Below are 24,582 nucleotides of genomic sequence, written 5' to 3'. Positions count from 1 at the left end.
AACGCTCATGCGCAGGGCCCGGCCGAGCGCGTACGCCTCCAAGCCGGTCCACTGATGAACGGTCGCCACGCTTCGCCCTCCCTCTGCCACTGAGACAAACACACGCGACCGACGCGGTGGTGCGCAACTGCCACGGAATTGCCACACCGCTTCATTCCCGGTACCCGGCCGCGCAGCGACGCTGAAGAGCGTGAGAAAGCCGCACCCTTCGGGGCAGAGGAAACCGCTCGTGGTTGAGCCCCTCACTGAGCAGCGTCTCGTGCCCAGCCCATCCGTCTACGGCTACCTCCAGGCGGTGGGGATCTCCCCGGCACGATGCGCTGCTCTGGCTTCCGCGATCGCCGCGTTCTGTGAACTGCACGAACTTCAGCTCGCGGGCATGTTCACCGATCGGGATGGTGCTGAGCAGTCCGCCGCATTCGTCGGACTGCTCGATGTGCTCGCCCTCCCCGCCACCTATGGCTTGGTGGTGCCGACGCTGAATCATCTAGGACCTCGCCCGGCTCTGGTAGCCGCGCGCGCCAGGGAGGTCCAGGCGATCGGGGCGCGGCTCCTCACCATCCGCGCCACACGGGTGGTGCGTTGCTCGCCGCAAGACCGATTGCCGGTGGATGACAGGTCTACGGGACGGCTACCCACACCCACGGGCGGGGACCACGCTGGCCGCGCAGGCAGGCGAGCCGATGCATGATTTCCGGGTGCCGGTCGGGGTTCTCTCCGGCGACTTGGGCGGCCATGCAGGTCATGCGGAACTCGCGGATGTCGCGGAGGGTCTCGAACCCGGCCCACGCGGTGACGTCGTGCCCGTAGGAGGCGCAGAACTCCCGGTAGTCCTCGATGGTGATGCCAGCGAGGGTGTGGGCTTTGACCGCGGTGGAGGTCAGGTCCCATTCGGGTGGGCCGATCGAGCAGCGTTCCAGGTCGAGCAGGATCACGCGGCCGTCGCTGGTGCCGACCACGTTGCCGATCCACGCGTCGCCGTGCACGACGGCGTTCGGAAGCCCGGATGGGAGAGTCCTCCAGCGGATGCGCAGCTCGCTGAGCCGCTCGCGCATCCACGCCCGATCCTGCTCCGAGAGCGTGGCCGCCTGGTCGATGCGCTCGGCCAGGCGGACGAACGGGTCGAGGCGGCCGATGTCGAAGCTTGTGGGGATGGGCAGGTCATGGAGTCGGCGCAGCGCGGCGGCGACTTGCAGGGCGGTGCCGTGCCGGTGTGGCGGCAACTCCAGCCACCAGCTCACCGCGCGCCCGTCCATCTCGATGGGCTGCTCGATCTTGGGCAGGGCCTGGACGGCGGGCACGTGGTGGGCTTCGAGCCAGCGGGCGACCTGGATCTCGCGGGCGGCTGCCGCGCCCTGCCCGGCGCGGGCGATGCGGGCGATGATGCCGCCGGGCAGCCGGTAGAGGGCGTTCTCCCCGAACCGCATCAGCTCGGCGCCTTCGGCGTCGATGCCTGCTGTACGACACGCGGCCGCCAGGACTGCGCGGGCCTGCGCCTCGGCGTACGGAGCGAGGGTCACGTGCAGGTCACCGTCCGGATCTGGTGCCGAAGCGCGGCGACTGGCGTCAACCGTTCATGCGGAACGGCCAGGCGGCTCAGCTCGCTCATGGTGTCTCGGGTTCGGCAGGAGCGGACCCGGCCCGCGTCGGTCGTCGCGCGTAGGCCGATCTCGGCTGCCTCCTGTGGGTCTCCAGTCGCCATGATCAAGGAGGCGAGCTTGATGCCGCTGGTCGCGCGGGAGCGAACGTACTGGGCGCTATGTCCGGCGACAGCAGAGGACAGCCGGTGACTGGCCTCGGCCGTGTAGCGGCGGTCCACCAGGAGGGCCAGGTCGTACAGGGCGTGCCCGGTGTCGCCTGCGTGCTGGGCGGCGTCGTAGTAGCGCATCCACGGCGCCTCATCGGCTGGGCGGATGCGGGTGAACTCGTCATCGGCGCGACCGATGGATTCCAGCGTCTCTTCCAGCATGCCGAGCTTGGCGGTAGCGCGGGCACGCGCCGTGTACAGCATGGCCCGTTCGGCAGGGGTGAGCCGGTCGGCTCGTACCAGGGCGAGCTCGACGAGGGTCAGGCCGTGGTCGGCGTCCTCACACCAGATAGCTTGCCGCGCCATCAGCGAAAGGATCTTGGCCCGCAGGTGCCAGTCTTGGGCTTCCTCCGCGCAGAACAACGCGAAGGAGAACATGTCCCGGGCGTCGTCGTGGGCGAAGGCGTCGAACGCCATCGCGGCACCCGTGTGAGCCAGCCAGCCGACCGCCGTATACAGCTCGCCGTGCAGGGGTCGTGGACAGGAGGCGTGCTTGAGCAGGGAGATCGAGTACCGCAACTGGGCGTAGAGGGCTTCGCGGATCAGGCTGCCGCCGTAGGTGTGATCCCAAGCGGAGAAGACGCCAGCCAGGACGCGCAGCTCGTGAATGTCCGCCGGCCGCACCGTCGTCGGCACCTCGACCTGCTGGCTGAGCTGAGCAAGCTCGGTCATCGGAAGGGAGACGGCGGCGCCGAGCGCGGTCCGGAAGAACGCCTTGCGGTTCACATCCCCCTCCTCCCGTACAGCGGCTGCGCTCGTGCTTCGAACCGGGCGCCGGAAACCAAGGTCGGCGTCGGTGTCGGCATGCAGGATCACCCGCAGCGCCTCCCGATAGTCTGTCTGCGGCCAACCGACGACGCCGCGTTCGAGCTTGCCGATGTAGTTCGCGGTCAGGCAGCTAATCCGCCGGTAGCGCTGGTAGATCCAGGCGTTGACGAGGTCAGCCAGTTCCTGGCGGCTGGTGGGCTGGCCGGGTGCGGCCGTGGAGTCAAGTCGCACCCGTGCCGTTCGGAGCGCCTGGTTCGCGCCGGGCATGAGCTGCTCCTCCCGCAGAGTGGCATGCAGCCGCATCGTCGCACAGACCGGCCAGGCGACGCCCGCCTATCTGCCCCTCATCTGCCCCTTGACTGCCCCGCCTATCTGGCGTTCCCGCCGTATGCGGGCGGGCTGAAGGTGGAGGGTGCTCGCCCACACCTGGACACCAACTCCTTCAGCGAAGGAACCCCGGATGACCGAGAATCAAGCCTCCGCAGGGATGACTCCTCTCGCGAAGCAACCCAGCATCGCGCGCACCTACGACGGCTTCCTGAAGGGGAAGGAGCACTACCTCGACGAGGACGCCGTGGTGGACGAGCTTCTCGGCATCCTCCCTCAGCTTCACAAGGCCGCGCTGGCCAACGCGGCCTTCGTCCCTCGCGCCATCCACGCCGCCAGCGAGCATGGCGTTCGCCAGTTCCTCAACCTCGGGTGCGGGCTGCCCTCAACTACGGGGTCGACCACCTTGGAGATCGCTCGCCAGGTCCAGGATGACCCGCGCGTGGTCTACGTCGATAACGACCGCCAGGTCGCCGTGCACGGCCGCGCACTGCTGGAGGCCGAGGACAGCGCGATCATGGTGGAGGCCGACGTCCGCGACTCCGACGTCGTTCTAGCTGAGGCGTCCAGGCTGGTGGACTTCGACCTGCCGGTGGCGGTCATCGCGGCGGCGATCGCCCATTTCTGGACTGATCAGGACGACCCGGGCGCGATCCTGCGCCGCTATGTCGACCGCTGCTCGGCCGGAGGGTTTGTGATCTTCACGCATGCGCGCGGCGATTTACTGCCCCGCGACTTGCTGGGAGAAGGGGTCGCGGCCTACGCCAAGATCGCGGCCATCTACCCGCGCAGTATCGAGACGATTGCTGGCTTCTTGGACGGGTTCGAGCTGCTGGAGCCCGGCCTGGTCGAAGCCTCCCAGTGGCGACCGCGGCATGAGGTCAAGGACGAAGTAGGACCGGCGCACTTCCTGGCCGCCGTGGCCAGGTTCGGCCCCGCTCCGGCAGAGGGCAGGTGAGGGCATGGCCACACCATGGATGGACGATGACGACCTGGACGACGAGCCCGTAGTGCACGTCGAGTGGACCGAGGTGAACCCTGCACGGTTCGATCGCTCCCCCCGCGTCGTCAAGAACAGGCGAATCGATGGCGTCCTGTACGAGCTGTGTGCCCGCGCCGGCCTCCACTGGGTCCGCCGTTTCATGAGGGGCGACGCCGGTGAGGTCGCCATCTTCGACGGCCCGATGGGCAGCGAGAAGGATGCCGAGGAGCTGTGGCAGAAGATCATGTCCAGGGAGGCGGCCTGATGTCCGGCCTGTACGTCTCATTTCCCGATGAGCTGTCCCCCGTCGACAGGGTCGCCCATCAGCTCCATACCGAGCTCTACACCGCGCACAGACTCATCTCCAGGGTGCACATCATGGGGGACGTGGCGGTCCTGCTCGTCGAGGGGATGCTGGTCGTCTATGGACACAGCTCGCTGTGGCATTGGTGGAGCGGAGAGATAGAGCAGAACGGGCGATGGATGTACCACACCGCCCCGATCGCCAACGCGGGCGCCTCGGCCCGATTAATCACCGCCCGCTTCACCGAACTCATCGCCGCCCAGCCTCACGAGGTGGGACGGCGATGAAGACGCACGGCTGCCCGGTCTCCGCAGCCCACCCCGTTGCGGTACGAGTCGACCCGCCCCCGGGGTCGACTCCCGGGCAGCCGTCGCCACCTCCCCCAGTCGCACCCTCCGATTCACAGGCAGGCCCCATGAACGCGATCATGCTCCTGGCCTCCCAGGGCCTCCCACCACGCATCGCGCCCGACTGCCTGCCCCTTGGCGTCCAGCCGCTGGCGCGACCGTCTGCGGCTGAAGGTCAGGGGCGCCAGCCTTCCACGGCCCTCGCCCGCCGGGGCTACCCGCCACCCCCACCAAGCTCTCCAACGTCACAGTCGCCAGCAACCGAGTGGAAGGTTCTGCCCGCGCCCGACGCGTCTTGGCGAACAGACAGTCAGGTGCTTGAGCTGGTCTTCGACGTCGTTGCGGACCGAGGGCCCGAGGAGTCTGCGCGGGTAGCGCTCACCTCGCTCGGAGAACAGTTCGTCCGCGATCTGGCAGCGCAGGGGCGGGAAGTGGCAGAGCCAGCGCGCTTGGACGTCCGCTACCTCCGCAGGTCAGCCGGGCAGTGGGAGTCGTGTCGACCAGAGGAGGCCAGTCGGGGCACCGCGTGCATTCGGGTGCGGACCAGGCTCGTGGGTCACGAGCCGCAGCCCAGCCTCGGAAGCCGAGCCATCCACCTATGAGAGGAGCGAGAGTGATGGAGCAGACATGGAGGAGTTCCCATCGGGGCCGGGACGCCCCAGCCGCCTCACTGGCGGGACGTGCCGGTATCCGGCTATGGATCCTCGCTTAGCCCTCGTCCTGGCCATCGCCCTGCCGCTCGGGTTCCTGCTGGGTGTGGCCTTCGGTGACCGCAAGCGCGCCATGGCCGACCTGAAGCGGACGGCGGACGCGCTGCCGGTCCTGGAAGCCTTACTGAAGTCGCACAAGCGCAGGTTCTTCATCCTGGTGGTGGCCATCCTGCTCCTGGCGTGGGTGCTGCTTCATGTGTAGCGGCACATGCCTGTGATGGCCAGAACCTATGCCGAGGCGCCTCGTGGGCGTGGCGGCGCTCCGGCACAAGGTGGATGCCCATGGCAAAGGAGGTTCGATGTTCGTATGGGGCTGGAGCGACCACGACAACTCATCGAGGGTCGACCGCGTAGCGGTAGCGCAGCCGCCATTGGTGGGTCGGCAGGACGTAGATGTTGACCTTCACCGCGCGATCGTCCTCAGTAGACCCGATGTGGAAGACCTCGTACACCCGCTGGTCGGGTGTCATCCGGAGGAACCGCGCCTCCTCGGACGTGGGCGGCCGGACGTCGATGTCCTCTTGGATGTCGGCCTGCGCGTGGCCGAGTTCGGCCAGGCGGCTGCTGATCCCGCCCACGCCTGGGTCACGTTCGGCCATCGGAGTGCCGTCCGCGATCGAGCATGGGAGGTATGTGGTGACGATCTGGATCGGCCAGTCCTCGGCGTACATGCGCCGGGCCCGGATGATGACGCTGTCGCTGTCGGGGTCGACGCCGAGCACCTGGGCGACGGCGGCGGGTGGGCGGCCGGGTCCGATGGTGGTCTGGTTGTCCATGGTGTAGCCGAGCTGTTCGAGTTCGCTGGCAAACGCCCCCCGTACGCCGCCGCGTTCGCGGTGCGCACGGCTGTGCCGTACCGCGGCGTCGCGCAGCAGAGGTGGCAGCTTATGGACGTAGGTCCCGACCCCCATGTGCACGTAGAGCAGCCCCTCCGCCTTGAGGATCTTCAACGCTTTGTTGATCGTGGCCCGGTGAACGCCGAGGTCGGTGGCCAGAACGTCTTCATTGGGCAACAGCGAGCCGCGCGGGTAGAGGCCGTCGTGGATGGATTGGCGGATGGTGTCGGCCACCTGGCGGTAGCTGGCTGTGCTCGTCACACCCTCACCCTACCGATAGTACGTACTACTTACTCATTGACCTCCTCCGGTCGGACAACTATGAAGTATGTAGTACATAGACTGGTTTGGTGGCCATACGGCTGTTCGGATCATTGCTCATGCTGCCGGGGCCGCCGAAGCGAAACCCGCACCAGCAAGCCCAACACCGGGCCAGCGGACACGAGCGCACGATCGTCGAGCACAGCGCCACCGAGGCGTCGCATCGGCGAGCCGGTACCGCCCGGCGGACGCCGGCTCCTGCTCTCAGCCGCAGCCAGAAGGGAGCTCAACAAGCCCCCGCCGTAGGCCCACCCCGAACCACAGGACCTTGGGCGGCAAGACGACTCCGGCGCCTCACCGCGCCGGCCATCCCCACTGAGTGGAGGACCTTGTGACCACCCTGATCAACGATCCGTTCCGGCTGAACGTCGAGCTTCTGGACGTCGCCGACCCCGAGGGCAACGTCAGTCCGACGGATGACGGTTGCACCAGCACCTGTGGTGCGTGCGTCACCGGCGCGGCATAGGCATCAACCCTCATACCCCCATCCCCTGAGCAGACGGAGGCACCAGGTGAGTCGGAAAGACTCTTCCCCCACCGGGTACAGGGCGGCGCGCACTGCCATGCTGCGCGCCGCCTGCCTCCAGGCGGCGGCACCCGCCTGGCCAGAGCCCGATGTGGAGGGCGAGGTCACCGCCAAGGCGTTGGCCGGGTGGGTTCAGTGGCTGCGCGCTGTCTGGACGGCGGCCGAGGTGGAGGAGGCGTTGGAGCACGCCACCCCTGCCCTGGCCGACCAGGTGTGGGCGCTTCTCGCCGACCCAGCACCACCAGCGCCGAAGGTGCGGCGTGCGGTGCTGTCGACGGCCCGCTATCTCAGACGGATGCGCCGACCGACGCCGCTGGGGCTGCTGGCCGGGGTCACCACAGCGACGTTCGGCCAGCGGCTGAGCTTGCGCTGGGGAGAGCATCACGAGCCGGTGGTGCGCGCGAACGCCGAGTGGCTCTCCCAGGTGACCGCAAAACTGGAGGCCCTGCCGGGCGTGGTGGCCCGCCTGGAGGTAGTGGCGAATTCCAGTGTGACGGTCCGCGGTGGCCGTTTGATCGTCCCCAACCGAAGCGCGGGAGCTCCGTCAGGACCAGCCGCCGAGGCGTGCCTGGACTACCCGGTAGGCATGCAGGCGGCGATGGAGGCGGCCCGTTGCCCGGTCCGGATGGAGAATCTGGCCGCCAAGCTCCACACCCGATTCCCGGGCGCCGACGCGAGCCACATCGCGGCGATGCTGAACGGGCTAGTCGCCCATGGAGCGCTGATCACCTGCCTGCACGCACCAGGCACCACTCCCGACGCGCTCGTGCACCTGCTCACCGAGCTCCACCGGGCGGGTGCTGGCACCGTGCCCGAGGTTGCCGGTCTCATCGAGGAACTCGGCCGCATCCATGACTTGCTCGCTCCGCACAACCAGCAGCCTTCAGGCCCGAGACGTGAGAGTGAAAGCGAGGCAAGGGCGCGGCGTTGCGAAGCCTCCAAGCGGATGCGTTCCCTCTCCTGCGGGCTGCGCAGGCACCCGTTGGCGATCGACAGCCGCTTGGACGTCGACGCCGTCCTGCCGGCCGAGGTCGCCGCAGAGGTCGGACGCGCCGCTGAGGCGCTGACACGGCTCTCCGCCTACCCCGTTGGGGTCGCCGCTTGGCGCGACTACCATCAGCGTTTCTACGAGCGGTACGGGATCGGCTCGCTCGTACCGGTCCTGGAGATGGTCTCCGGCGCCGGGATCGGCTGGCCGGACGGCTATCCCGGCACCCTCACTCCCGAGCCCTTGCCCGTGCTGTCGGAGCGCGATCACCTCCTGCTGGGCCTGGCCCAGCAAGCGGCGCTGGACGGCCTGGAAGAAATCGCCCTCGACGAGACGCTGATCACCGCCCTGGAAGGCGACGAGGCTCTGCGCCGGCCGCCGCACCTGGAGGTCGGCATCCGCGTGCACTCCCGCGACCAGCTCACACTCCAGGCCGGAGATTTCCGGCTTCATGTGGTGAAGGTGTCGCGCGGGGCGGGGGTGCTGACTGGCCGCTTCTTGAGCATGCTGCCCGACGAGGCACGCGAGAACCTGGTGGCCGACCTGGCGGAGCTGCCGTGCGGCGACCAGGGCACCATCGCGGCGCAGCTATCGTTCCCGCCGATGCAGGCGGCCACCGCGCACGTGACCCGGACGGTGCGCGCGCTACCGCACCTGATCAGCCTGTCGGAACACCGGCCGCCGGACGAGCGGACGCTGACGGTCACGGACCTGGCAGTCGGCTGCGACGGCCGCCGCCTCTACCTAGCCGCCCCAGCGCTGGGGACACGGGTCGAGGCCCATGCGCTGCACGCCCTTGCCCTCCGTCACCACACCCCGCCACTTGCACGTTTGCTGATCGAAGTGAGCCGTGCCCAGTACGCGCAGGTGACCATGTTCCAGTGGGGCGCGGCCACGCGCCTGCCGTACCTGCCCAGGCTCCGGTACGGGCGGACCGTCCTGGCCGCCGCACAGTGGCGGATCACCACGGCCGAACTGCCCGCGGGCGCGCTGAACCCGACATGGCACCAGGCGTTGGCCACCTGGCGGAAGCGGCGGCGCGTACCCGACCTGGTCAACCTCACCAGCGACGACCAGGAACTGCCGCTCGACCTCGGCAACCGCATGGACCGGACTCTGCTGCACGCCCACCTGCTCCGTCACCCGCACGCCCTCCTAGCCGAAGCCCCCACACCGGACGACCTGGGATGGTGTGGCGCACGACCTCACGAGCTGATCGTCGGTATGCGCGCCGCCTCGATGCCCGACTGGCCGCGCCTGCCCCAGCCCACGCCGATCCGCCGGAGCCGCCGATCACCAGCACAGCCTCCGGGTCTGTGCCCGACGCTGCTGGCCAGCCTGTACGGCGAGCACCGCCACCAGGACACCGTCCTGGCCCAACACCTGCCCGCTCTGCTTGCGGAGTTGGGCGAGCCGCTGTGGTGGTTTGTCCGCTACCGAGACCCCGGCCAGCAGCTGCGCCTGCGCATCGCGCTGCCCACGGGTGAAGCCTTTGGCCCGGTGGCGGCCACCGTCAGCGCCTGGGCCGCCGAGCTGCGCACGGCCGGGCTGGTCCGCGAGGTCGTCTTCCCGACCTCCTACCCGGAGACCGGACGGTGGGGACATGACGCCGCCATGGCGGCAGCCGAAGGCGTCTTCCGCACCGACTCGCAGGTGGTCCTCACGCAGCTCCGCCGCGCCGGGTCGGTGCACCCGCTGGCGTTGGTGGCCGCCAATACCGTCGCCTTCGCCTGCGCCTTCGCCGACGATATCGCGACGGGGATGCAGTGGCTGCTCGACCACATACCCGCCGCCGCGCCGAAGCGCCCTGTGCCGCGCCCGCTGTTCACCGACTCGGTACGCGTGGCCGACCCTCGCCACGGGTGGGCCGCCCTTCGGGAGCTGCCGGGCGGCAGCGATCTGGCCGAGGTATGGCACAAGCGCGAACAGGCGCTGCGCGAGTACCGCCGGCACTTTCCCGGCCCGTGCACCGAGGGCGTGAACGTCGATGACGTCCTGTCCTCGCTCATGCACGTGCATTTCGTCCGCGCCCGCGCCATCGACTTCGACCAGGAGGCCCAAGGGGTCTACCTGGCGCGAGCAGCCGCGCACGCCTGGTTCGGCCGCATCCGAGCAGGCGGAGGCCGGCCATGACCACCAGCCTCACCACCCACAAGGCGACGGCGAAGCTGGTCGGCTGGATCGCCGATCAACTCCACACCCCCAACGACGTGTGGAGGCAATCGCTGGCCTTCGGCGCCCCGGGCATCGCCCTGCTGCATCTGGAACTCGCGGCGGCCGAGCTGCGGCCGTGGCAGCGCGCCCACGATTGGCTGACGTTCGCGGCCAGTGGGCCCCTCACCACCGGAAGGGACTGTCACCTGTTCTACGGGGCTCCTGCCATGGCCCACGTCCTGGCCTGCGCCGACACCGTCAGACCCGGAGTCTACGCCGACGCCCTGGCGCTCTTGGACCGGGCCGTGGCCGCAGAAGCTCTGCGCTGCGCCGCCCTCGCCTGCTCACGCGCCGACCGGGGCGAGGTCGCCGCCGTGCGCGAGTTCGACACGCTCCGCGGCCTGGCCGGGCTTGGCTCCCACCTGCTGCGCCGAGACCCGCAGGGAGAGGCGATCCGCCAGGTGCTGGCGGCGCTGGTCCGGGTCAGCCAACCCTTCATCATCGACGGCGAGCAGAGACCCGGATGGTGGGCGTTGGAAGGCCCCCGGGAGAAGCTGGATCCGCACGGATTCCCGGGCGGGCACGCCAATTTGGGGATGGCCCACGGGATCGGCGGGCCGCTCGCCTTGCTCGCCCTGGCCGCCCGCCAAGGCGTCACCGTCGACGGCCAGCTCGACGCGATCGGCCGGATCACCGCCGTCCTGGACCGCTGGCAGTGCGACACCGGCGGCGGTCTGGCCTGGCCGTACTGGATCACCGTCGCCGATCACCGCGCCGGATCTCGAGACGACACCGAACCCCAGCGGCTGGCCTGGTGCTACGGCACCGCCGGGCTCGCACGCGCGCAACAGCTCGCCGCCCTGGCCACCGGCGACCCCGCACGACGGTCCATGGCCGAGAGCGCGCTGGCCGATGCGCTCACCACGCCGGGACGGCTGGCCGCAACCGATGGGCCGACCCTGTGCCATGGATTCACCGGCCTGGCCCTTCTCGCCCTGCGCGCGGCCGAGGACGCTGAGCCGGCCAGCGCCGAGCGGCTCCAGGCGGCTCTGCCCGCCCTGCTTGAGGCCACCGCGGCGGCCGGGCTCGACAACCCCCGCCAGGCACCGGCGCTCCTGGAAGGGGCCGCCGGGATCGCGCTGGCCGCCCACGCGGCGGCGACCGGCCGCCCGCCACGAACGGAGTGGGACACATGCCTGCTGATCGCCTGACCCCGCCCGAAGGCCAATGGTCTCAGCACAACATCTGGTTCCCCGACCGGGCCACCGCCATCAGCGTCGCCACCCAGGAGATCGGCCCGGCCCTGGCATCCACCCAGCGTACCGGCGAACTGCACTGCTGGTGGTATCTCAGCAAGAACCCCTGGCGGCTTCGCTACCGGCCACTCGGCCAGAGCCCCAGTCCGGCCATCACCCAGATGCTCGCCCGGCTCATCGCCGAAAGCCGCATCATCGGCTCGACGAGCGAGGTCTATGAACCGGAAACGCGGGCGTTCGGCGGGCCGGACGGCACGAGCATCGCCCACCGCCTGTTCCACCACGACAGCCGTCACCTGCTCGCCCAGAGACGTCCGCCGACCGGCACGCTCCTGGGGCACCGCGAGCTCAGCGTCGTGCTGTGCTCGGCCCTGATGCGCGGGGCGGGCCTGGACATCTTCGAGCAAGGCGACGTGTGGGGGCGCGTAGCTGGCCAGCGCCCAGCACGCCTCAGCCAAAGCCCGCAGCAGCCGATCATCGAGCTGGAACGGCTGATGCTGGCCCTCATGAGCGGAGATCCCCGCCGCCTGTGCCGCCTCGACGGCACCGTAACCGGATATGAGTCCTGGATCTCCGCTTTCGAGCGTGCGGGCAAGGACCTGGCCGCCCTGGCCCGTCAAGGGCGGCTCAGCCGCGGCTTACGCGCGGTCCTCGCCCACCAGATGATCTTCCATTTCAACCGGGCTCTACTGCCGACCGGCGATCAGGCCATGCTCGCGGACCTGGCGATCGGCGCGGTCTTCGGCCGGGGCGAAGGCCCGGCACTTTCTACCCACCACCAGCAGCATCAATTCGTAAGGTGATCATATGACTACCATCAGCGACAGCCCCTCTGCCGAGCAGCTTCGCGAAGACCTGGCCGACTCCCTGGTCAGCAAGAACAGCGTCCGCACACCCGCCATCGCGGAAGCGTTCCGCGCTGTCCCCCGGCACTGCTTCGTCCCCGACGTCCCGCTCACCCAGGCGTACGCCGACGACGCCGTCTACACCAAATACGCGCCGGACGGGGCACGCATCAGCGCCGCCTCCCAGCCGAGCACCGTCGCCATGATGCTGGAACAACTCGCCCCCCAGCCGGGCGAGAAGATCCTCGAAGCCGGAGCCGGGACCGGCTACAACGCCGCCCTCATCGGCCACCTCGTCGGCCCCGCCGGTCGCGTCCACACCATCGACGTCGACGATGACCTCGTCACCGGCGCTCGCCAGCACCTGGCCGCCGCCGGCATCGACAACGTCGAGGTCATCCTCGGCGACGGCGCCCTCGGCCACCCCGAAGCCGCCCCCTACCACCATGCCATCGCCACCGTCAGCGCCTGGGAGGTCCCCGACCCCTGGCTGACGCAACTCGCCCCAGGCGCTCGGCTGGTGGTTCCCCTCCGCCTGCGCGGCACCGCCTCACGCAGCATCGTGTTCAAGCGCGGGAGCTCCGGCTGGGTCGGCACTGACAGCCAACTGGCTGTGTTCATGCCCCTGCGCGGCATCGGCGACGACGCCCGCCGCATGATCCACCTCTCCCCCGGGGTCGAGCTGCAAGTCCACAAGGACCAGCAGGTCAACGGGGAAGCGCTGGCCGGAGTCTTGGACACCCCGCGCCATGAGGTGTGGACGGGGGTGCTGTTCCCGGCCATGGAATCGTTCGAGTGGATGGACCTGTGGCTGTGCATGCGCCTGCCGACCCCGCTGATGCGGATGAACACCGAGCCGCACGCTAAGGAGAGCGGCCTGGTCGCGCCCATGTTCGGCTGGGGCGCAATGGCCACCACCTCCAGCACCTCCCTCGCTTACTTCACCCTGCGTCCGGCCACGCTCGGCGCCGATGGACGCAAACGGTGGGAGGTCGGCCTTATCGGGCACGGCCCCGCCGGTCAGCGCCTGGCCGAGGAGGTGGCACAGGAAACCGTGCGCTGGAACGCCGACTTCCGCGACCACCCGGTCACCATCGCCATGCCGGACGTCACCCCGGCCCCCGACCCGGACAACGGCGTGTTCGTCCTCGACCGCCCGCATCGCCCCATCACCGTCATCTGGGACCGGCCGTGACCGCCTTACTCCAGATTGCCCACAGGTTCCCGCTCATCTCCCGCCCGCGGCCCGCCTGCGGGCCGATTCATGAGCGAGTGGCCAACGTGCGCAAGATCGCCGAAGCCGCCGCCGGGACCAGCGACCCGCGCAAGGGGCTGGTCCTGGCGGCGCAGGCCCAAAACCTTGCGGCATTGATCGCCAGCGACTGCGGCCTGCCCGGACAAGCCCGCGCCATGTGCTGGCAGCACTACGACACCTACCAAGCCGCCCGTCCCCTCACCGGCCGCGTCGCACGCTACTGCTTGGAACCGCTGATCAACCTGGCCCGGATGCGCATCCGGGCCGGGGACGGCGCAGGCGCGTTCACTTTACTCACCGACCTGTGGCGAACCTTCGACAGCGGCGCACCGGTGAGCCTCGATGGCCGCACCGTGTGCCTACGCGGACTGACCGCCACCTCCGCCGACCGCCAAGAAACCCAAACCTGGCTGTTCCGAGCCCTGATCGCCGAGGCGCCCCGCGCACTCATTCGGGCAGGCCAATGGGGCAAAGCCCTCTCCTACATCACCGAGCACAACGCTGTAGGAGTGCGCCTGTTCGAAGGCCGTCAGATCGCCATCGTCGCCAACTGCCTGAAGGGCCGCAACGCGGCCCGGACCGCCTTGAACCTCCTTGCTGAAGCCGCCACAGACACCCACTGGGAACACGCCGTCTCTGCCTGCCTGACTACGCTGTGCCTCACTGCGGCCGGCCAGCCGCCGTTGACTACCAGCCGTATGGAAGACGCCTACCTTCGGCTACCCGCCAAGCATGGCCTGCACATGTTCCGAGCCCAACTCGGGCTCACTGTGATCGACCTCCTCGACGCGGCGGACCATCCCACGGCCGGGCCTACGACGGCCCACCTCATCCGAGATGCCCTCCAGTCCAAAGACGGGTACATGGCCAGAGAAGTGCTCACCCACCTGTCCGCTCGAGGGCTGCTCACGCGGGAGACCCGGGCAGACCTGATGCGCCTGGTGCGATCGTCCGGACTCGACGGCGCGGGACTGCTGGGCTACGGGGAGCATGACCTGATCACGGCAGCTTCCTCGGCCGAGCTGGCGGCAAGACGGATCTTAGGAACCGCCGTCACATCATGAAGGCCGCCACCTGATCGCCACGCCGCACACCCCAGCCCTACCTCATCGGAGAAGCCGTGACAGCTCAGCCGCGGACGACCGCTCCGCTTGTAGCCCTCGACCTGGAAGGGCCCGGTGGTGTGGCCAGGATCGTGACTGAGAGCAGATCCTGGAAATCGCGATTGGCCCTCTGGACAGCGGCTCCCCAGACCTGACCGCAGCGTGGGACAGCACGGTTAATCTGGGGTCGGCTGGTGCGCCACAGGCTCGGAGTCGCTTTCCCTGTGACGGTGCAGCCTTGTTGCGCCGTTGGCTGATTCCTCATGTTTGACGCTGATGCTCCATTCAGCGGTCATAACCCTTCGGGAAAGCCGGGGGCATGTCCAGCATGTCTGGCATCTCACGGAGTGGAGCATGTGCCTCTCGGGCGAACGCAGATAACGGAATAGGCCGAGTTGGCGAGCGTGCGTATATCGCCGGGAGAATGCCGCTGAGCTCGGCTTTGTCATTTGTGTTCCCTTTTCGGGGTCTAGCTAGAACGGCATGACGGTAGTTCGGAGGTGTATTTGTCAACCCCTCCGGAGGTTTCTTGATGATTTGGGAGGAATATTCACAAGCTGGCACAGTGAGCAGAGTCGGGCGATTGGTTCCGCTCGCGTGTCCAGCAGTCGCCGTCGCGTTCCTTCTCACCGCCTGTTCTTGGAATAGCGCCGCGGCCGAGGCGGAGCCTTACTGCCCACCGGTGTCGCGGCAGGCGCACGAGATGTACGACATCGACCAATGGTGCGCCTCGGTAAACGGTGATCTAGACGACGGGCGGGTGCCGAATCTGGGTGAGCGGCTGGAGCAATCACGCCGCAAGCCCGTGGAGACGTCGCCCGTTCCGCAGCCCCGGAAAACCTCAGAATCAGGCGATCCTGTGTCTGAGGTCAGGCGGCCCGAGACCGAGTCAGAAACGCGCACGACGAAGAACAGCGAAGCGGACGAGCCCAGCAATAGCACGAAGACGGACCGGGCACCGGATATGACGACAGATCAAGAATCCCGTGGAACGGATGATCCACAGCCGCAGACGGACGTGGTCCCAGTGGTGACGGAGGCTCCGACGCCTGATCCGTCAACGCCGTCCCCGTCCTCTGCTCCTTCGGCGTCGCCCACGGCTTCGACCTCTTCGCCCCCGGGTTCGCGGGAGGTTGGGACGGAGCGTCACGGTGCCGGGCCTCGGTCGGATGTGACAGGGCCGTTGGGGACTGCGCTGGTGTTCGGGATGCTGGTGATGGCGCTGGCGGCTGCGCTGATCGCCCGGGTACGGTCCCGGCTCGTCCCGGCGTTCGCGGGTTCGCACGACGTGGGCGCTCCTAGCGTCGGTGGTCCTATTCGAGCTCCTCGTAGGGACCGGACGTCTCTGCCGGTTGCGATGGCGACGGCTGCACCGACTCCTGTCGCCGAGCCCGCCGAAGTAAGTCCGGCCGGCGACCCGGACGGCCTGACGACGGACGCGCCTGCCCCTGCGCACGGCGACGACGGTCCCGGAACACCCTGTTCCGCGCCAGACGCGCGAACAGCGGCGGCGGCCTCGATCGGGTACGTGGGTTCGGCCTTCGTGGCGGCACCGGGCAAGATCAAAGTTGAGGTGCTCGGGGTGCCGCGGGTGGCGTGGTCGGGGAAAGAGGTGGTGTTTGGGCGGGCGGAGGCGCGGGATCTGTTCGCGCTGTTGTCGGTCTCCCCGGACGGGGTGTTGGCCGACGGGATCGTGGAGGCGTTGCGGGCGGGTGATGGTGAGCGTGGTGGGCGCCGGTTGGAGTCGGCGGTGCGAGAGGTCAACCAGGCGATGCGGCACGTGACCGGTTGTGCGGCGGGGGTGCGGTTCGTGGTGAAGTCCGGGGATCGGCGCCTGTTGCCCGCGTCCTGGTTCGATGTGGACGTCTGGCGGTTCGGCGATGCTTGCCAGCGCGCCTCGACCACGACCGACGACCCGGCTCGGGCGGAGACCTTGCAGGAGGCACTGGCGCTGTACCGGGGGCCGCTGTTGGCAGGGCGTGATGATCTGTGGGTTCTCCCGGTACGGCAGGCTGCTCAACGGCAAGCGGTCAATGCCGCTGTTCGGTTGGCGGAGCTGGTGCGGGCAGATGACCCGGATCGGGCGGTGGATGTCTTGCAGTTGGCGGTGGAGCGCATCGATCCGTACAGCGAGATGTTGTGGGGCCAGCTCATGACGATTCAAGGAGAGCTGGGCCGTCACCTCGCGGTACGGCGCTCGTTCGAGCTGTTGAAGGAACGGCTGGCGGAGATCGACACCGCACCGAGTGCGCAGGCCCGGCAGGTGTATGAGCGGCTCCTTGGCTGACCAGGGCACAGCCCGGGGATCGGGTGAGGTGAGTCCAGGTGGCGACGGCCGGGACCTCACCCGTTCTCGCGCAGGGCGCGCTGGTCTCGTGCGGGGTATGCGGCCAGCGTCTCGGCGGTGAGCAACTTGACCGGCTGGGTGTCGTAGATGCGGGCCAGCAGTCGGAGTGTGGAGATGGAGGGTCGCCGGCCTGCCTGGGGCCAGTTCTCGTAGTCGTAGAGGCGGGACTCGCGCAGTCCGGCTCCGGTGGTGCCGGCGAGCCGGTGAAAGGCCTCGATGGTCTGGGCGGCGGTGAGGCCTGCTGCGTAGCGGTGCAGGCGTAGTGGGGTGGCGGGGTGGTCGAGGGCGAGGATGAGGGCGATCTGGTCGGTGGTGAAGCCGTGCCGGCGGAGGTAGCGGCTGCGGCGGCGGCAGTCGAGGAGTGTCTGGTATCCGGTGCCGGACATGGCCTGACGTCCCTTCCGTTGGCGCGCGGGTGCGCGCGGCGGGGCCCCTGTTCGGTCGGGGTTGGGGGACGGTAGGCGGTCTTGTGGGAGGGGCTCCAGTCTGGGTGTGGGGTGGTCGACGTGCCGATCGCGGTGGGGATGGCGGGCATCGTGGCGGTGTTGCCGCAGGCCGGGGCGATGTCAGCGTAGGGGTTGGGATTGGGGGTGTGATTCGGGCGTGAAGGTGGGTGATCGTGCTGGCCGCTCCCGGCATCGGGCCGGGACGCGGACCGGAAGGGACACCTGTCATGAACACCCGTACGCAGCACACGAGCCTGGCCGAGCCGAGCAACCTCCTCGCCCCGCCGACCTTCCCCCTCCGGCGGGAGCCGGTCGGCGAGGAGTTCCCGGACCTGGCGCCGGGACTGATGATGTCCACCCTCCGCTCCGCGCGCTTGTGGGGCGGGATGGCGTGGCGGCGGGCTTTCCCCGGACGCGGCGACCAGTCAGCCCTGGCCCGCCGGATGGTCGGGCAGCTGCTGGCGGACACCGTTCGGGTGGAGGACGCGGTGTGGGTGACGGCCGAGCTGGTCAGCAACGCGCTACGCCACTCCGACTCGGGCCGGGAGCGGGGCTTCTTCGTGGTGGAGGTGCTGCTCGGGTCGGCGTCGGTGCGGATCGTGGTCTATGACTTGGGCGGCGGCCCAACCCCGGACTTCTCGCGGACACCCGGCACGCTGCCGGACGCTGAGGAGGGGCGGGGGCTGGCCGGGGTGGTTAAGCTCGCGGCCCGGACTGGGGCGGCGGGTGACGAGGTGACCGGGCATGCGGTGTGGGCCGAACTGGCCCTGGCAGAGGCAGCGACCGGCTCGGCTTCGGACGCCACGACGCCTGGCGTCATGGCCGGGCGCGGTGTGGACGTGCCGGAGCCGGGCGGCATCCGGGAGCTACTTGCGGCCGAAAGACCGGGCTCCGACCGCCGGGAGGAGGGTGTCCGCCTGGACCCTTCCGCGGTTCTGCGGGAGGCGAGCTGAGGCGGGCGGCGGACCAGGTGTCCGCGTTCGGGCAGGAGCCGTGGGCGCAGCAGGCGCTCGCCGAGCTGCGCCATGGCTGGCCCGACTGGGCGTTTCTGGTGGTGAAACACCAATGGCTGGCGTTGCGCGGCAAGCAGCGGGTGATCAGCGCGAGCGGGCCACGCGAGCTACAGCACGCGCTGCCACCCCGCCCACCCAAGCCACCGAAACCGCCCAGACCGCCCGAGCCGTCCAAGATGCCCGAGCCGCCCGAGTCGCCCCCGGCTGAGTCGGCCCCGGTGCCCGTCTCGGCTTCGCCTGGTCCGGTCGGGCACGATGTGCCAGGGCGCCGTCTGGTGCTGCCGACGTTGGCCGAGTTGCTGCACAGGGCGCCTGGCGTGAGCTGGACTCGGGCGAACACGCCATCCTCGACCACGGTGCCCACATCCGGCGCGGGCGTCCACGCGGGTGGGGTGGGTGGGGGTGATGGTGGCGGTGCGGGGCTGTGCGGCCCGCTGACGGCCGCAACGCCGGTGCTGGGGGTGATGGCGGCGGAACGGTCGGTGACGGGCACGTGGGCCGTTACGGGCGCGGGCGGGGTGCGGGTGGCGTGGTGGCCGGGTGGTGGCCCTGGGGCCGGGGCCACGACCGCCCGCGACCAGGCCCGCGAACAGGGGAAGCCGCTGCTTCGGCGAGCCGAGCCGGGCCTGCGGAGCGTGGTCGGCGTCGTCACGGCCGACGTGTCCGGCCAAGGCCCGCAGCAGCCACTCGACCGATCGCGGCCTGAGAGCCTGGGCCGGGGTCGCGTCCCGGCGCGGGGGCCGGGACGGGGCTTGACACCTGGGGTGCAGGTGGGCGTTGATACCGGTCCGCCCGCCCGGTGCGGAGGGGTGCAGGGTGGGCGGGTGTAGGGGTGGGTTCGCCTCGTGTGGGGGACGAGGCGAACCCACCGCACTTCCTTCCCGATCCGGTCGGTTCCTGCCCGTAGAGGGCGAGAAAATGGGGGCAGATTTCCATACTGGAAATGGGGGTAGCGTTCCGGTGCGCGGTTAAGACCGCTACCCCCTGCGGGGATCGTTTTCGCAGGTCACGCCAGTTTCGGGCATAGCGGTGGACCGGCCGACTCGTCTAAAGACGACTCCTTTTGAATATGTGTGCGCGCGTCCTCGTGGATGCCTACATCATCTTTCTCTTCTCTCCTTCCGCCCCCTTACGTCTTCCCCTTCCTTCTCTCCCCATCAGCAGTTGCCGGCTCGCGGCCAGCCGCGGGCCGGCCCTCGCGGTGGCCTCGCCGTGAACGACGAGCCGAACCTCCGAACGAGCAGGTCAAACGAGTTCCGAACGTACGGCCCCGGCCGGGCGGCGTGCCGGTGGCCGGGCACCCGGCCGTGATGGTCCGGCGGCTGTTAATTCCGCCGGAAAACTTTACCTTTTGGCCGCGAGATAAAGTCCCGCACCCCTTTTTTGTCGGCGTTATCGAGATAAAATAGAAACGTCAGTGAGAAAAGTAGAAAGGTGGAAGAAATGGCGTGTAACGCGAACGAATTCGACGGCGAGTTTATGGCGGTTGCGGCGGCGGATGTACGGCGCACGGATGTGGTGCTGAACCCGGCCCGCTACGTCACGCGGGCGGCGGATCTACCCGGCGGCCCGGTCGGCATCTTCCGTCCGGCTGACCCGTCGCGGGCGTGTGAGGCGTGCGATGCCGGGGCGGGTGAGCCGTGCCGGGTGGGGTGTTTGGGGTTGGCGGCGTTGGATGACGCCACCGGGTGGGGGTTCGCCGACGACGCCGCCTGACCGGCCGGGCACATGTCTACGGCCCCGGTCCGCCGCGTGGGGCGGTGCCGGGGCCGTAGACATGCCGGAGGCGGGGGCTATGCCGTGGCGGCGCTGTCAGGCGCGTCCGTGCCGTCCGTGCCGTCCGTGCCGTCCGTGCCGTCCATGCCGTCCATGCCGTCCGTGGTGTCGGGGGTGGGCGGGTGGATGGCGAGGTGTGCGGCGATCAAGTCGGCCACTTCGGTGGGCGGGGTGTCGTTGGGGAGGTCGGTGGTGGGGTAGGTGTCGCCGGGGGCGGTGTGGCCGAGGTAGGTCCATCGGATGGTCATGGGCGGCGCGCCGGTGTCGGCGGGGCTGGGGGTGGGGTTGATCGGGATGATCACCTCGACGAGGTGGCCTTCAGGCGAACGGTAGTCCAGACCGTAGGCGTCACGGCGCACGGCGCGGGTGTGGTCGGGGTCGTAGTAGCGGCCCTGTGTGTGGCGTTGGTAGCCGTGGGCGCGCAGGGCGCGGGTGTAGGGCAGGGTGCCGGGCAGGTAGGTGGCGATGACGTCGATGCCGAGGTGGTAGTCGCCGAGGATGTCACTCATGTCGGCGGCAATGGCCTCGAAGTCGGGCTGCCCGATGCATACGTCACAGGTGCGGGCGTCGTCGCAGGTGGCGCACAGACTGAGGGTGAACATCTCCTCGTAGAGGCAGATTTCCAGCAGGGTGCCGTCGTCGCCGCGTTCGGGTCGGGCGATGACGGGGTGGCCATGCTCGTCGTTCCACATAATCGCCCAGCCTGGCCCGTGGGCGGCGAGGGCGCGGGCGTAGGCGGGTGCGATCGTGAGCTGCTCGATGGTGTCGGGGAAGCCGGTGTCGTTGAGGTGGCGGTAGAGGTCGGCGCGCTGGGGGGTGAGTCCGGCGGCGGTGGCGGTCAGGGTGGCGACGGCGGCGGGCGGGGTGCGGCGCGGCACGGTCGCGGTGTAGGCGGGTGCCGGGGCGGCCCCAGTGTCGGCCCCGGCAATGGTGATGGTGATCGGGGCCCGGGTGTCGCGCATGTACGGGGTGGCGAGGGTGGCGGTGGCCCCGTCGGGCGTCCGATAACGGGTGATGATGTCGCCGGTGGCGGGGTCGAGGTGGCTGAGCTGGTCGCGGTGGATGCCGTACGGGCGTAGCGCGGCGCTGTAGGGGCCGCTGACACCCATGAGCGACCTGATGTGCCGCCGACCTTCCAGCAGGAGGCGGGCGGCTTCGGTGACGCTGTCGGCGATGCCCAGGGGGCGCGGCACGCCGGGCCGGGCGTCGTTGGCCAGGGTGGCGGCGATCTCTTCCTGCGTGGTGATCTCCAGCAGGGTGCCGTCGTCGGCCATCGCGGCGGGCCCGATGAGCACATCCTGTCCGTCCCACATCAGGGCGTGGCCGGGGCCGGTGTCGACCAGCCCGCGTAGGTGGGCGGGTTCCACGGTGATGCTGTCGGCGCTTTCGGTGCCGGTGTCGGCGGCGGCGTTGGTGTTCGGCGTCATGCGGGTGTGCCCTTTCGTCGTGGCCCCGGAATGGCGCGGCGTATTTATTCCGGTGCGGTGTTCCGGCGGTGTTTCCCGCCTAATTCCATGGACGCTCGACCCCGGCATTGATGTCAACCCGAATGCGCATTCATCTCGAAGATTCTTCAAGAATACATTCGGACAATTATGCATCGTCCGCCGTCGTCTTCTCATGGGGTGAAGAGCCGGGCCGGCCCGGGATGTCAAGTCGAAACCGCCATCTTCTCGCGAGATGTTTCCGCAGGTCGGAGATTGTTTTATTAGGTTAGCCTCTCCAGCCGTTGGGGTGACATTATTTGTGGCCGGTTCGGCTTGCCAGTCGGGTTATGGGCGAGGGATGGTCGTGGCACAAACGAAAAACACCGGCCCGGACGGGGCCGGGAATTCGATCGGAAAGGGCGTCACACAATGGCTATTCACACTCCGGAAATGACCGCTACCGAAACCGTTCCGGCCGATGCGGAAATCGCCGTTACCGGGACGGCCGACGCCGTGCCCCTGATGGCCCCTGACGGCCCCGACGCCGCCGCCCCGGCCGCCGACCCAGCGGCGGACGCGGATGGGCGTGTGGGGGCGGTGTGGGCGGCGCTGAACGCCGAGCCCGGCGGGTCGGCCACGATGATCGGGGCGGCGGCCGACCTGAACCGCACGGTCGCGGGGAAGATCCTCGGCCAGCTCGAAGCCGACGGGCACGCCCGCCGTGAGCCGGGCGTCAACGACGGTGGACGAGGACGGGCGGCTGACCGGTGGTTCCCGATCATCCCCACCCCCACCCCAAACCCCAATCCCGCCACGGCGGACGCCGCCGCGCCGACCGACACCGCCGACACGCCCGCACCGGCCCCCGAAACGCCGGACGCCGCACCCGACGCGACCCCCACGCCCGACACGCCCGACACGGACGCCACGGACGCCACGGACGCTGACACGCCTCCCGCACCGGAAGGGGAGGTTCCCCCGTCCGCCGCCGCTGCGGCCGATCCCGCCCCGGCGGACGAGCCGACCGACGCCGAGGCCGAGGCGACCGACGAGACAGCCGGTCAGGTGCCGGACGGGACGGACAATGAGCTCGACGCGGTCCCCGACCCGGCCGAGCCGGTGTCTGAGCCGGTGGTGGATGACCCGGCGTGGGAGCGGGCCCGTGCCGACCTGTCGGAGCTGGCGGACCTGTTCTACGGGGTGCTCACGGCGAAGGACGAGGGGAACGCGGTGATGGCGTTGGGGTGCCTGGAAATGGCGATGACGAAGGTCGCCGCCGCGCACCGCACGGCGCGGGCGGCGCTGACCGGCACCGCCACCCCCGCCCACCCGGCGTCAGGGGCCCGTCCGGGGACCGGTGGCGGCGCGGGCACGGGTGGCAGCACGCGGCCGGGTGCGTTGCGGGAAGAGATCTACGCGCACCTGACCGAGTTCCCCGGCAAGGAATTCAGCCCGCACGACATGGCCAAGGCGCTGGGCGGCCGTTCGTCCGGCGCGGTGGCCAACGCCCTGGACCGGTTGGTCCAGCTCGGGGACGCGGTGCTGACCACGGAACGGCCCCGCCGCTTCGCCCTCGCGCCCACCGTCAACCACGCCCCGGCCAACCCCGCCCCGGCCACCGCCCCCGCCGTGGCCCCGGCCAACCCCGCCGACGCCGACGCTATCGCCGGGGACGGCGCAGCGGCTGACACCTACGACGACTGAACCGGGAGCGCGGGCGGGCCGCCCTGACCGGCCCGCCCACCCCGGCCCGGTGGCGGGCGGGACACCCCTACAGCCCCGCACCCCACCGCAACAACCCGGCCCCGCACGGCCCCACCGTCTAGGGCACCCGGCCACACGCCGGACGGGCACCCGTAGCCCCCGCTGTTCACCGGCCCACCGGCCCGCACCGGGCCTGAGCCCGATCCACCACCAACACCCTTCGCGGCATCGCGTCTGTTCCGTATGCCCGCACACCACAACGCCGCACGTCGGCACCCATCTGAAAGGGAATCTGTCATGGCTCACGAAATCGAAGTCTTCGCCAACGGTTCGGCCGGATTCGCCGCCGCCGGTAAGCCCGGCTGGCACGGGCTCGGCTACACCGCGCCCGGCCCGATGACCGCCGAGGACCTGCTGGCCAACGCTCAGCTCGCCGGATGGAACGTGCGCAAGCTGCCGGTCGGCCAGGTGACCGATCCCGTCACCGGCCACACCGTCACCACTGACGAGGACTTCCTGGTCGTCCGTACCAACCCGGTCACCGGCCGACCCGAACGGCTCGGCCGGGTCGGACGCGACTACCAGGTCCTGCAGAACGAAGACGTCACCGGATTCCTCCAGACCCTGGTGGATGAGTCGGGGGCGATCTTCGACACCGGCGGCTCACTGAACAACGGACGGCGCGTGTTCATCACCATGCGCCTGCCCGAGCCGCTCATGGTGGGTGGGTTCGACCAGATCGACCTCTACCTGGCCGCCTTCTCCCGGCACGACGGATGGGGTTCGTTCACCACGGTCGCCACCCCGGTCCGGGTCGTGTGCGCGAACACCGAACGCGCGGCACTGGCCAACCACGCCTCCAGGTTCACCGTCCGCCATACCGGCAACGTCGCCGGGCGCATCGCCGAAGCCCGTGAGGCGCTGAAACTCACCTGGAAGCACGGCCAGGCGTTCGCCGCCGAAGCCGAGAAACTCCTCGCCGTCCCGATGGACCGCAAGGAATTCCGGCAGTTCGCCACCCGCCTCCACCCGCTACCGGCGGACGCGAAGGACCTGACCAAGCGCAACCACGACCTGACCATGCGGGAGCTGGAGTACCTGTTCAACGAGGCCCCCACCCAGGAGCCGATTCGTAACACCCGCTGGGCGGCCTACAACGCGGTGACTGAGCGGCTGGACCACAAGAGCCCGGTGTTCGGCAGCCGCGACATCGCCACCGTCCGCGCCGAACGCGCCCTGCTCGACGACCACGACAACGCCAAGCTCAAGGCCCGCGCCTTCCGGATGCTGGCCACCGCCTAACAACGTCCGGCGTCCGGTACGGCCCCGGCACGCGGGCC

At 69.5% G+C, this 24,582-nt stretch carries 20 protein-coding genes; 15 read left to right on the top strand and 5 right to left on the bottom strand.

Features of this window, described 5'->3' with window-relative positions:
* Positions 1-620 precede the first annotated feature (620 nt).
* A complete protein-coding gene (locus ACIBI5_RS53820) occupies positions 621-1,520 on the bottom strand; it encodes a phosphotransferase family protein (RefSeq protein WP_397259529.1) in 900 nt (299 codons plus the stop codon).
* The gene (locus ACIBI5_RS53815; RefSeq protein ID WP_397259527.1) at positions 1,517-2,842 is read right to left on the bottom strand and encodes a hypothetical protein; all 1,326 of its coding nucleotides are present in this window, start codon (positions 2,840-2,842) and stop codon (positions 1,517-1,519) included. Before ACIBI5_RS53815 ends, ACIBI5_RS53820 begins: the two co-directional genes overlap by 4 nt.
* 193 nt (positions 2,843-3,035) lie before the next feature.
* On the opposite strand from ACIBI5_RS53815, the gene ACIBI5_RS53810 reads away from it, so the two are divergent.
* The 4 genes from ACIBI5_RS53810 (at position 3,036) to ACIBI5_RS53795 (ending at position 5,447) form a co-directional block, all read left to right on the top strand.
* A complete protein-coding gene (locus ACIBI5_RS53810) occupies positions 3,036-3,860 on the top strand; it encodes an SAM-dependent methyltransferase (RefSeq protein ID WP_397259525.1) in 825 nt (274 codons plus the stop codon).
* Positions 3,861-3,864: 4 nt separating this feature from the next.
* Positions 3,865-4,149 (top strand): hypothetical protein, encoded by a 285-nt coding sequence (locus ACIBI5_RS53805; protein WP_157254912.1) that lies wholly within the window; start codon positions 3,865-3,867, stop codon positions 4,147-4,149.
* Positions 4,116-4,475 carry a hypothetical protein gene (locus tag ACIBI5_RS53800; protein ID WP_397259523.1) on the top strand — a complete coding sequence of 120 codons (360 nt, stop codon included), beginning with the start codon at positions 4,116-4,118 and terminating at the stop codon, positions 4,473-4,475. The genes ACIBI5_RS53805 and ACIBI5_RS53800 overlap by 34 nt, the downstream gene beginning before the upstream one ends.
* Before the next feature lie 756 nt (positions 4,476-5,231).
* On the top strand, positions 5,232-5,447 hold the full coding sequence (locus tag ACIBI5_RS53795; RefSeq protein ID WP_397259521.1) for a hypothetical protein: 216 nt from the start codon (positions 5,232-5,234) through the stop codon (positions 5,445-5,447).
* Positions 5,448-5,577: 130 nt separating this feature from the next.
* Here ACIBI5_RS53795 and ACIBI5_RS53790 read toward each other — a convergent pair whose 3' ends face one another.
* Positions 5,578-6,342 carry a GntR family transcriptional regulator gene (locus tag ACIBI5_RS53790; protein ID WP_397258396.1) on the bottom strand — a complete coding sequence of 255 codons (765 nt, stop codon included), beginning with the start codon at positions 6,340-6,342 and terminating at the stop codon, positions 5,578-5,580.
* Between the two features lie 391 nt (positions 6,343-6,733).
* Here ACIBI5_RS53790 and fxlA point away from each other — a divergent pair, with 391 nt between their 5' ends.
* The 7 genes from fxlA (at position 6,734) to ACIBI5_RS53755 (ending at position 16,816) form a co-directional block, all read left to right on the top strand.
* Positions 6,734-6,868, top strand: a complete 135-nt coding sequence (fxlA, locus tag ACIBI5_RS53785; RefSeq protein ID WP_397258394.1) for an FxLD family lanthipeptide — start codon at positions 6,734-6,736, stop codon at positions 6,866-6,868.
* A gap of 46 nt (positions 6,869-6,914) precedes the next feature.
* Entirely contained in the window at positions 6,915-10,049 is a 3,135-nt protein-coding gene (locus tag ACIBI5_RS53780; protein WP_397259519.1) for a lantibiotic dehydratase, read from the top strand.
* Complete coding sequence (locus ACIBI5_RS53775; protein ID WP_397259517.1) at positions 10,046-11,281, top strand: lanthionine synthetase LanC family protein; 1,236 nt, start codon at positions 10,046-10,048, stop codon at positions 11,279-11,281. Before ACIBI5_RS53780 ends, ACIBI5_RS53775 begins: the two co-directional genes overlap by 4 nt.
* Entirely contained in the window at positions 11,263-12,129 is an 867-nt protein-coding gene (locus ACIBI5_RS53770; RefSeq protein ID WP_397259515.1) for a thiopeptide-type bacteriocin biosynthesis protein, read from the top strand. Before ACIBI5_RS53775 ends, ACIBI5_RS53770 begins: the two co-directional genes overlap by 19 nt.
* A gap of 4 nt (positions 12,130-12,133) precedes the next feature.
* The gene (gene fxlM, locus ACIBI5_RS53765) at positions 12,134-13,366 is read left to right on the top strand and encodes a methyltransferase, FxLD system (protein ID WP_397259513.1); all 1,233 of its coding nucleotides are present in this window, start codon (positions 12,134-12,136) and stop codon (positions 13,364-13,366) included.
* Between the two features lie 86 nt (positions 13,367-13,452).
* The gene (locus ACIBI5_RS53760) at positions 13,453-14,490 is read left to right on the top strand and encodes a hypothetical protein (protein ID WP_397259511.1); all 1,038 of its coding nucleotides are present in this window, start codon (positions 13,453-13,455) and stop codon (positions 14,488-14,490) included.
* 1,567 nt (positions 14,491-16,057) lie between these two features.
* Complete coding sequence (locus ACIBI5_RS53755) at positions 16,058-16,816, top strand: BTAD domain-containing putative transcriptional regulator (protein ID WP_397259510.1); 759 nt, start codon at positions 16,058-16,060, stop codon at positions 16,814-16,816.
* A 56-nt stretch (positions 16,817-16,872) separates the two neighbouring features.
* Here the strand turns inward: ACIBI5_RS53755 and ACIBI5_RS53750 are convergent, their stop codons facing one another.
* Complete coding sequence (locus tag ACIBI5_RS53750; protein ID WP_397259508.1) at positions 16,873-17,262, bottom strand: hypothetical protein; 390 nt, start codon at positions 17,260-17,262, stop codon at positions 16,873-16,875.
* A gap of 287 nt (positions 17,263-17,549) precedes the next feature.
* Here ACIBI5_RS53750 and ACIBI5_RS53745 point away from each other — a divergent pair, with 287 nt between their 5' ends.
* Complete coding sequence (locus tag ACIBI5_RS53745; RefSeq protein WP_397258376.1) at positions 17,550-18,275, top strand: ATP-binding protein; 726 nt, start codon at positions 17,550-17,552, stop codon at positions 18,273-18,275.
* Positions 18,276-19,769: 1,494 nt separating this feature from the next.
* Entirely contained in the window at positions 19,770-20,051 is a 282-nt protein-coding gene (locus ACIBI5_RS53740; protein ID WP_397259506.1) for a hypothetical protein, read from the top strand.
* A gap of 77 nt (positions 20,052-20,128) precedes the next feature.
* Here the strand turns inward: ACIBI5_RS53740 and ACIBI5_RS53735 are convergent, their stop codons facing one another.
* Positions 20,129-21,538, bottom strand: a complete 1,410-nt coding sequence (locus ACIBI5_RS53735) for a hypothetical protein (RefSeq protein WP_397259504.1) — start codon at positions 21,536-21,538, stop codon at positions 20,129-20,131.
* Between the two features lie 450 nt (positions 21,539-21,988).
* Between ACIBI5_RS53735 and ACIBI5_RS53730 the strand changes: the two genes are divergently transcribed.
* Positions 21,989-23,242, top strand: coding sequence for a hypothetical protein (locus ACIBI5_RS53730; protein WP_397259503.1), 1,254 nt, complete (start codon positions 21,989-21,991; stop codon positions 23,240-23,242).
* A gap of 297 nt (positions 23,243-23,539) precedes the next feature.
* Positions 23,540-24,544, top strand: a complete 1,005-nt coding sequence (locus ACIBI5_RS53725) for a DUF932 domain-containing protein (protein WP_397259501.1) — start codon at positions 23,540-23,542, stop codon at positions 24,542-24,544.
* The last annotated feature ends 38 nt before the right edge of the window (positions 24,545-24,582 follow it).

Source organism: Nonomuraea sp. NPDC050540, from assembly GCF_044457485.1.
Taxonomy (GTDB): Bacteria; Actinomycetota; Actinomycetes; order Streptosporangiales; family Streptosporangiaceae; genus Nonomuraea.
Note: the sequence above shows the minus strand (reverse complement) of the source record. Positions and strands in the feature narration are given on the sequence as shown.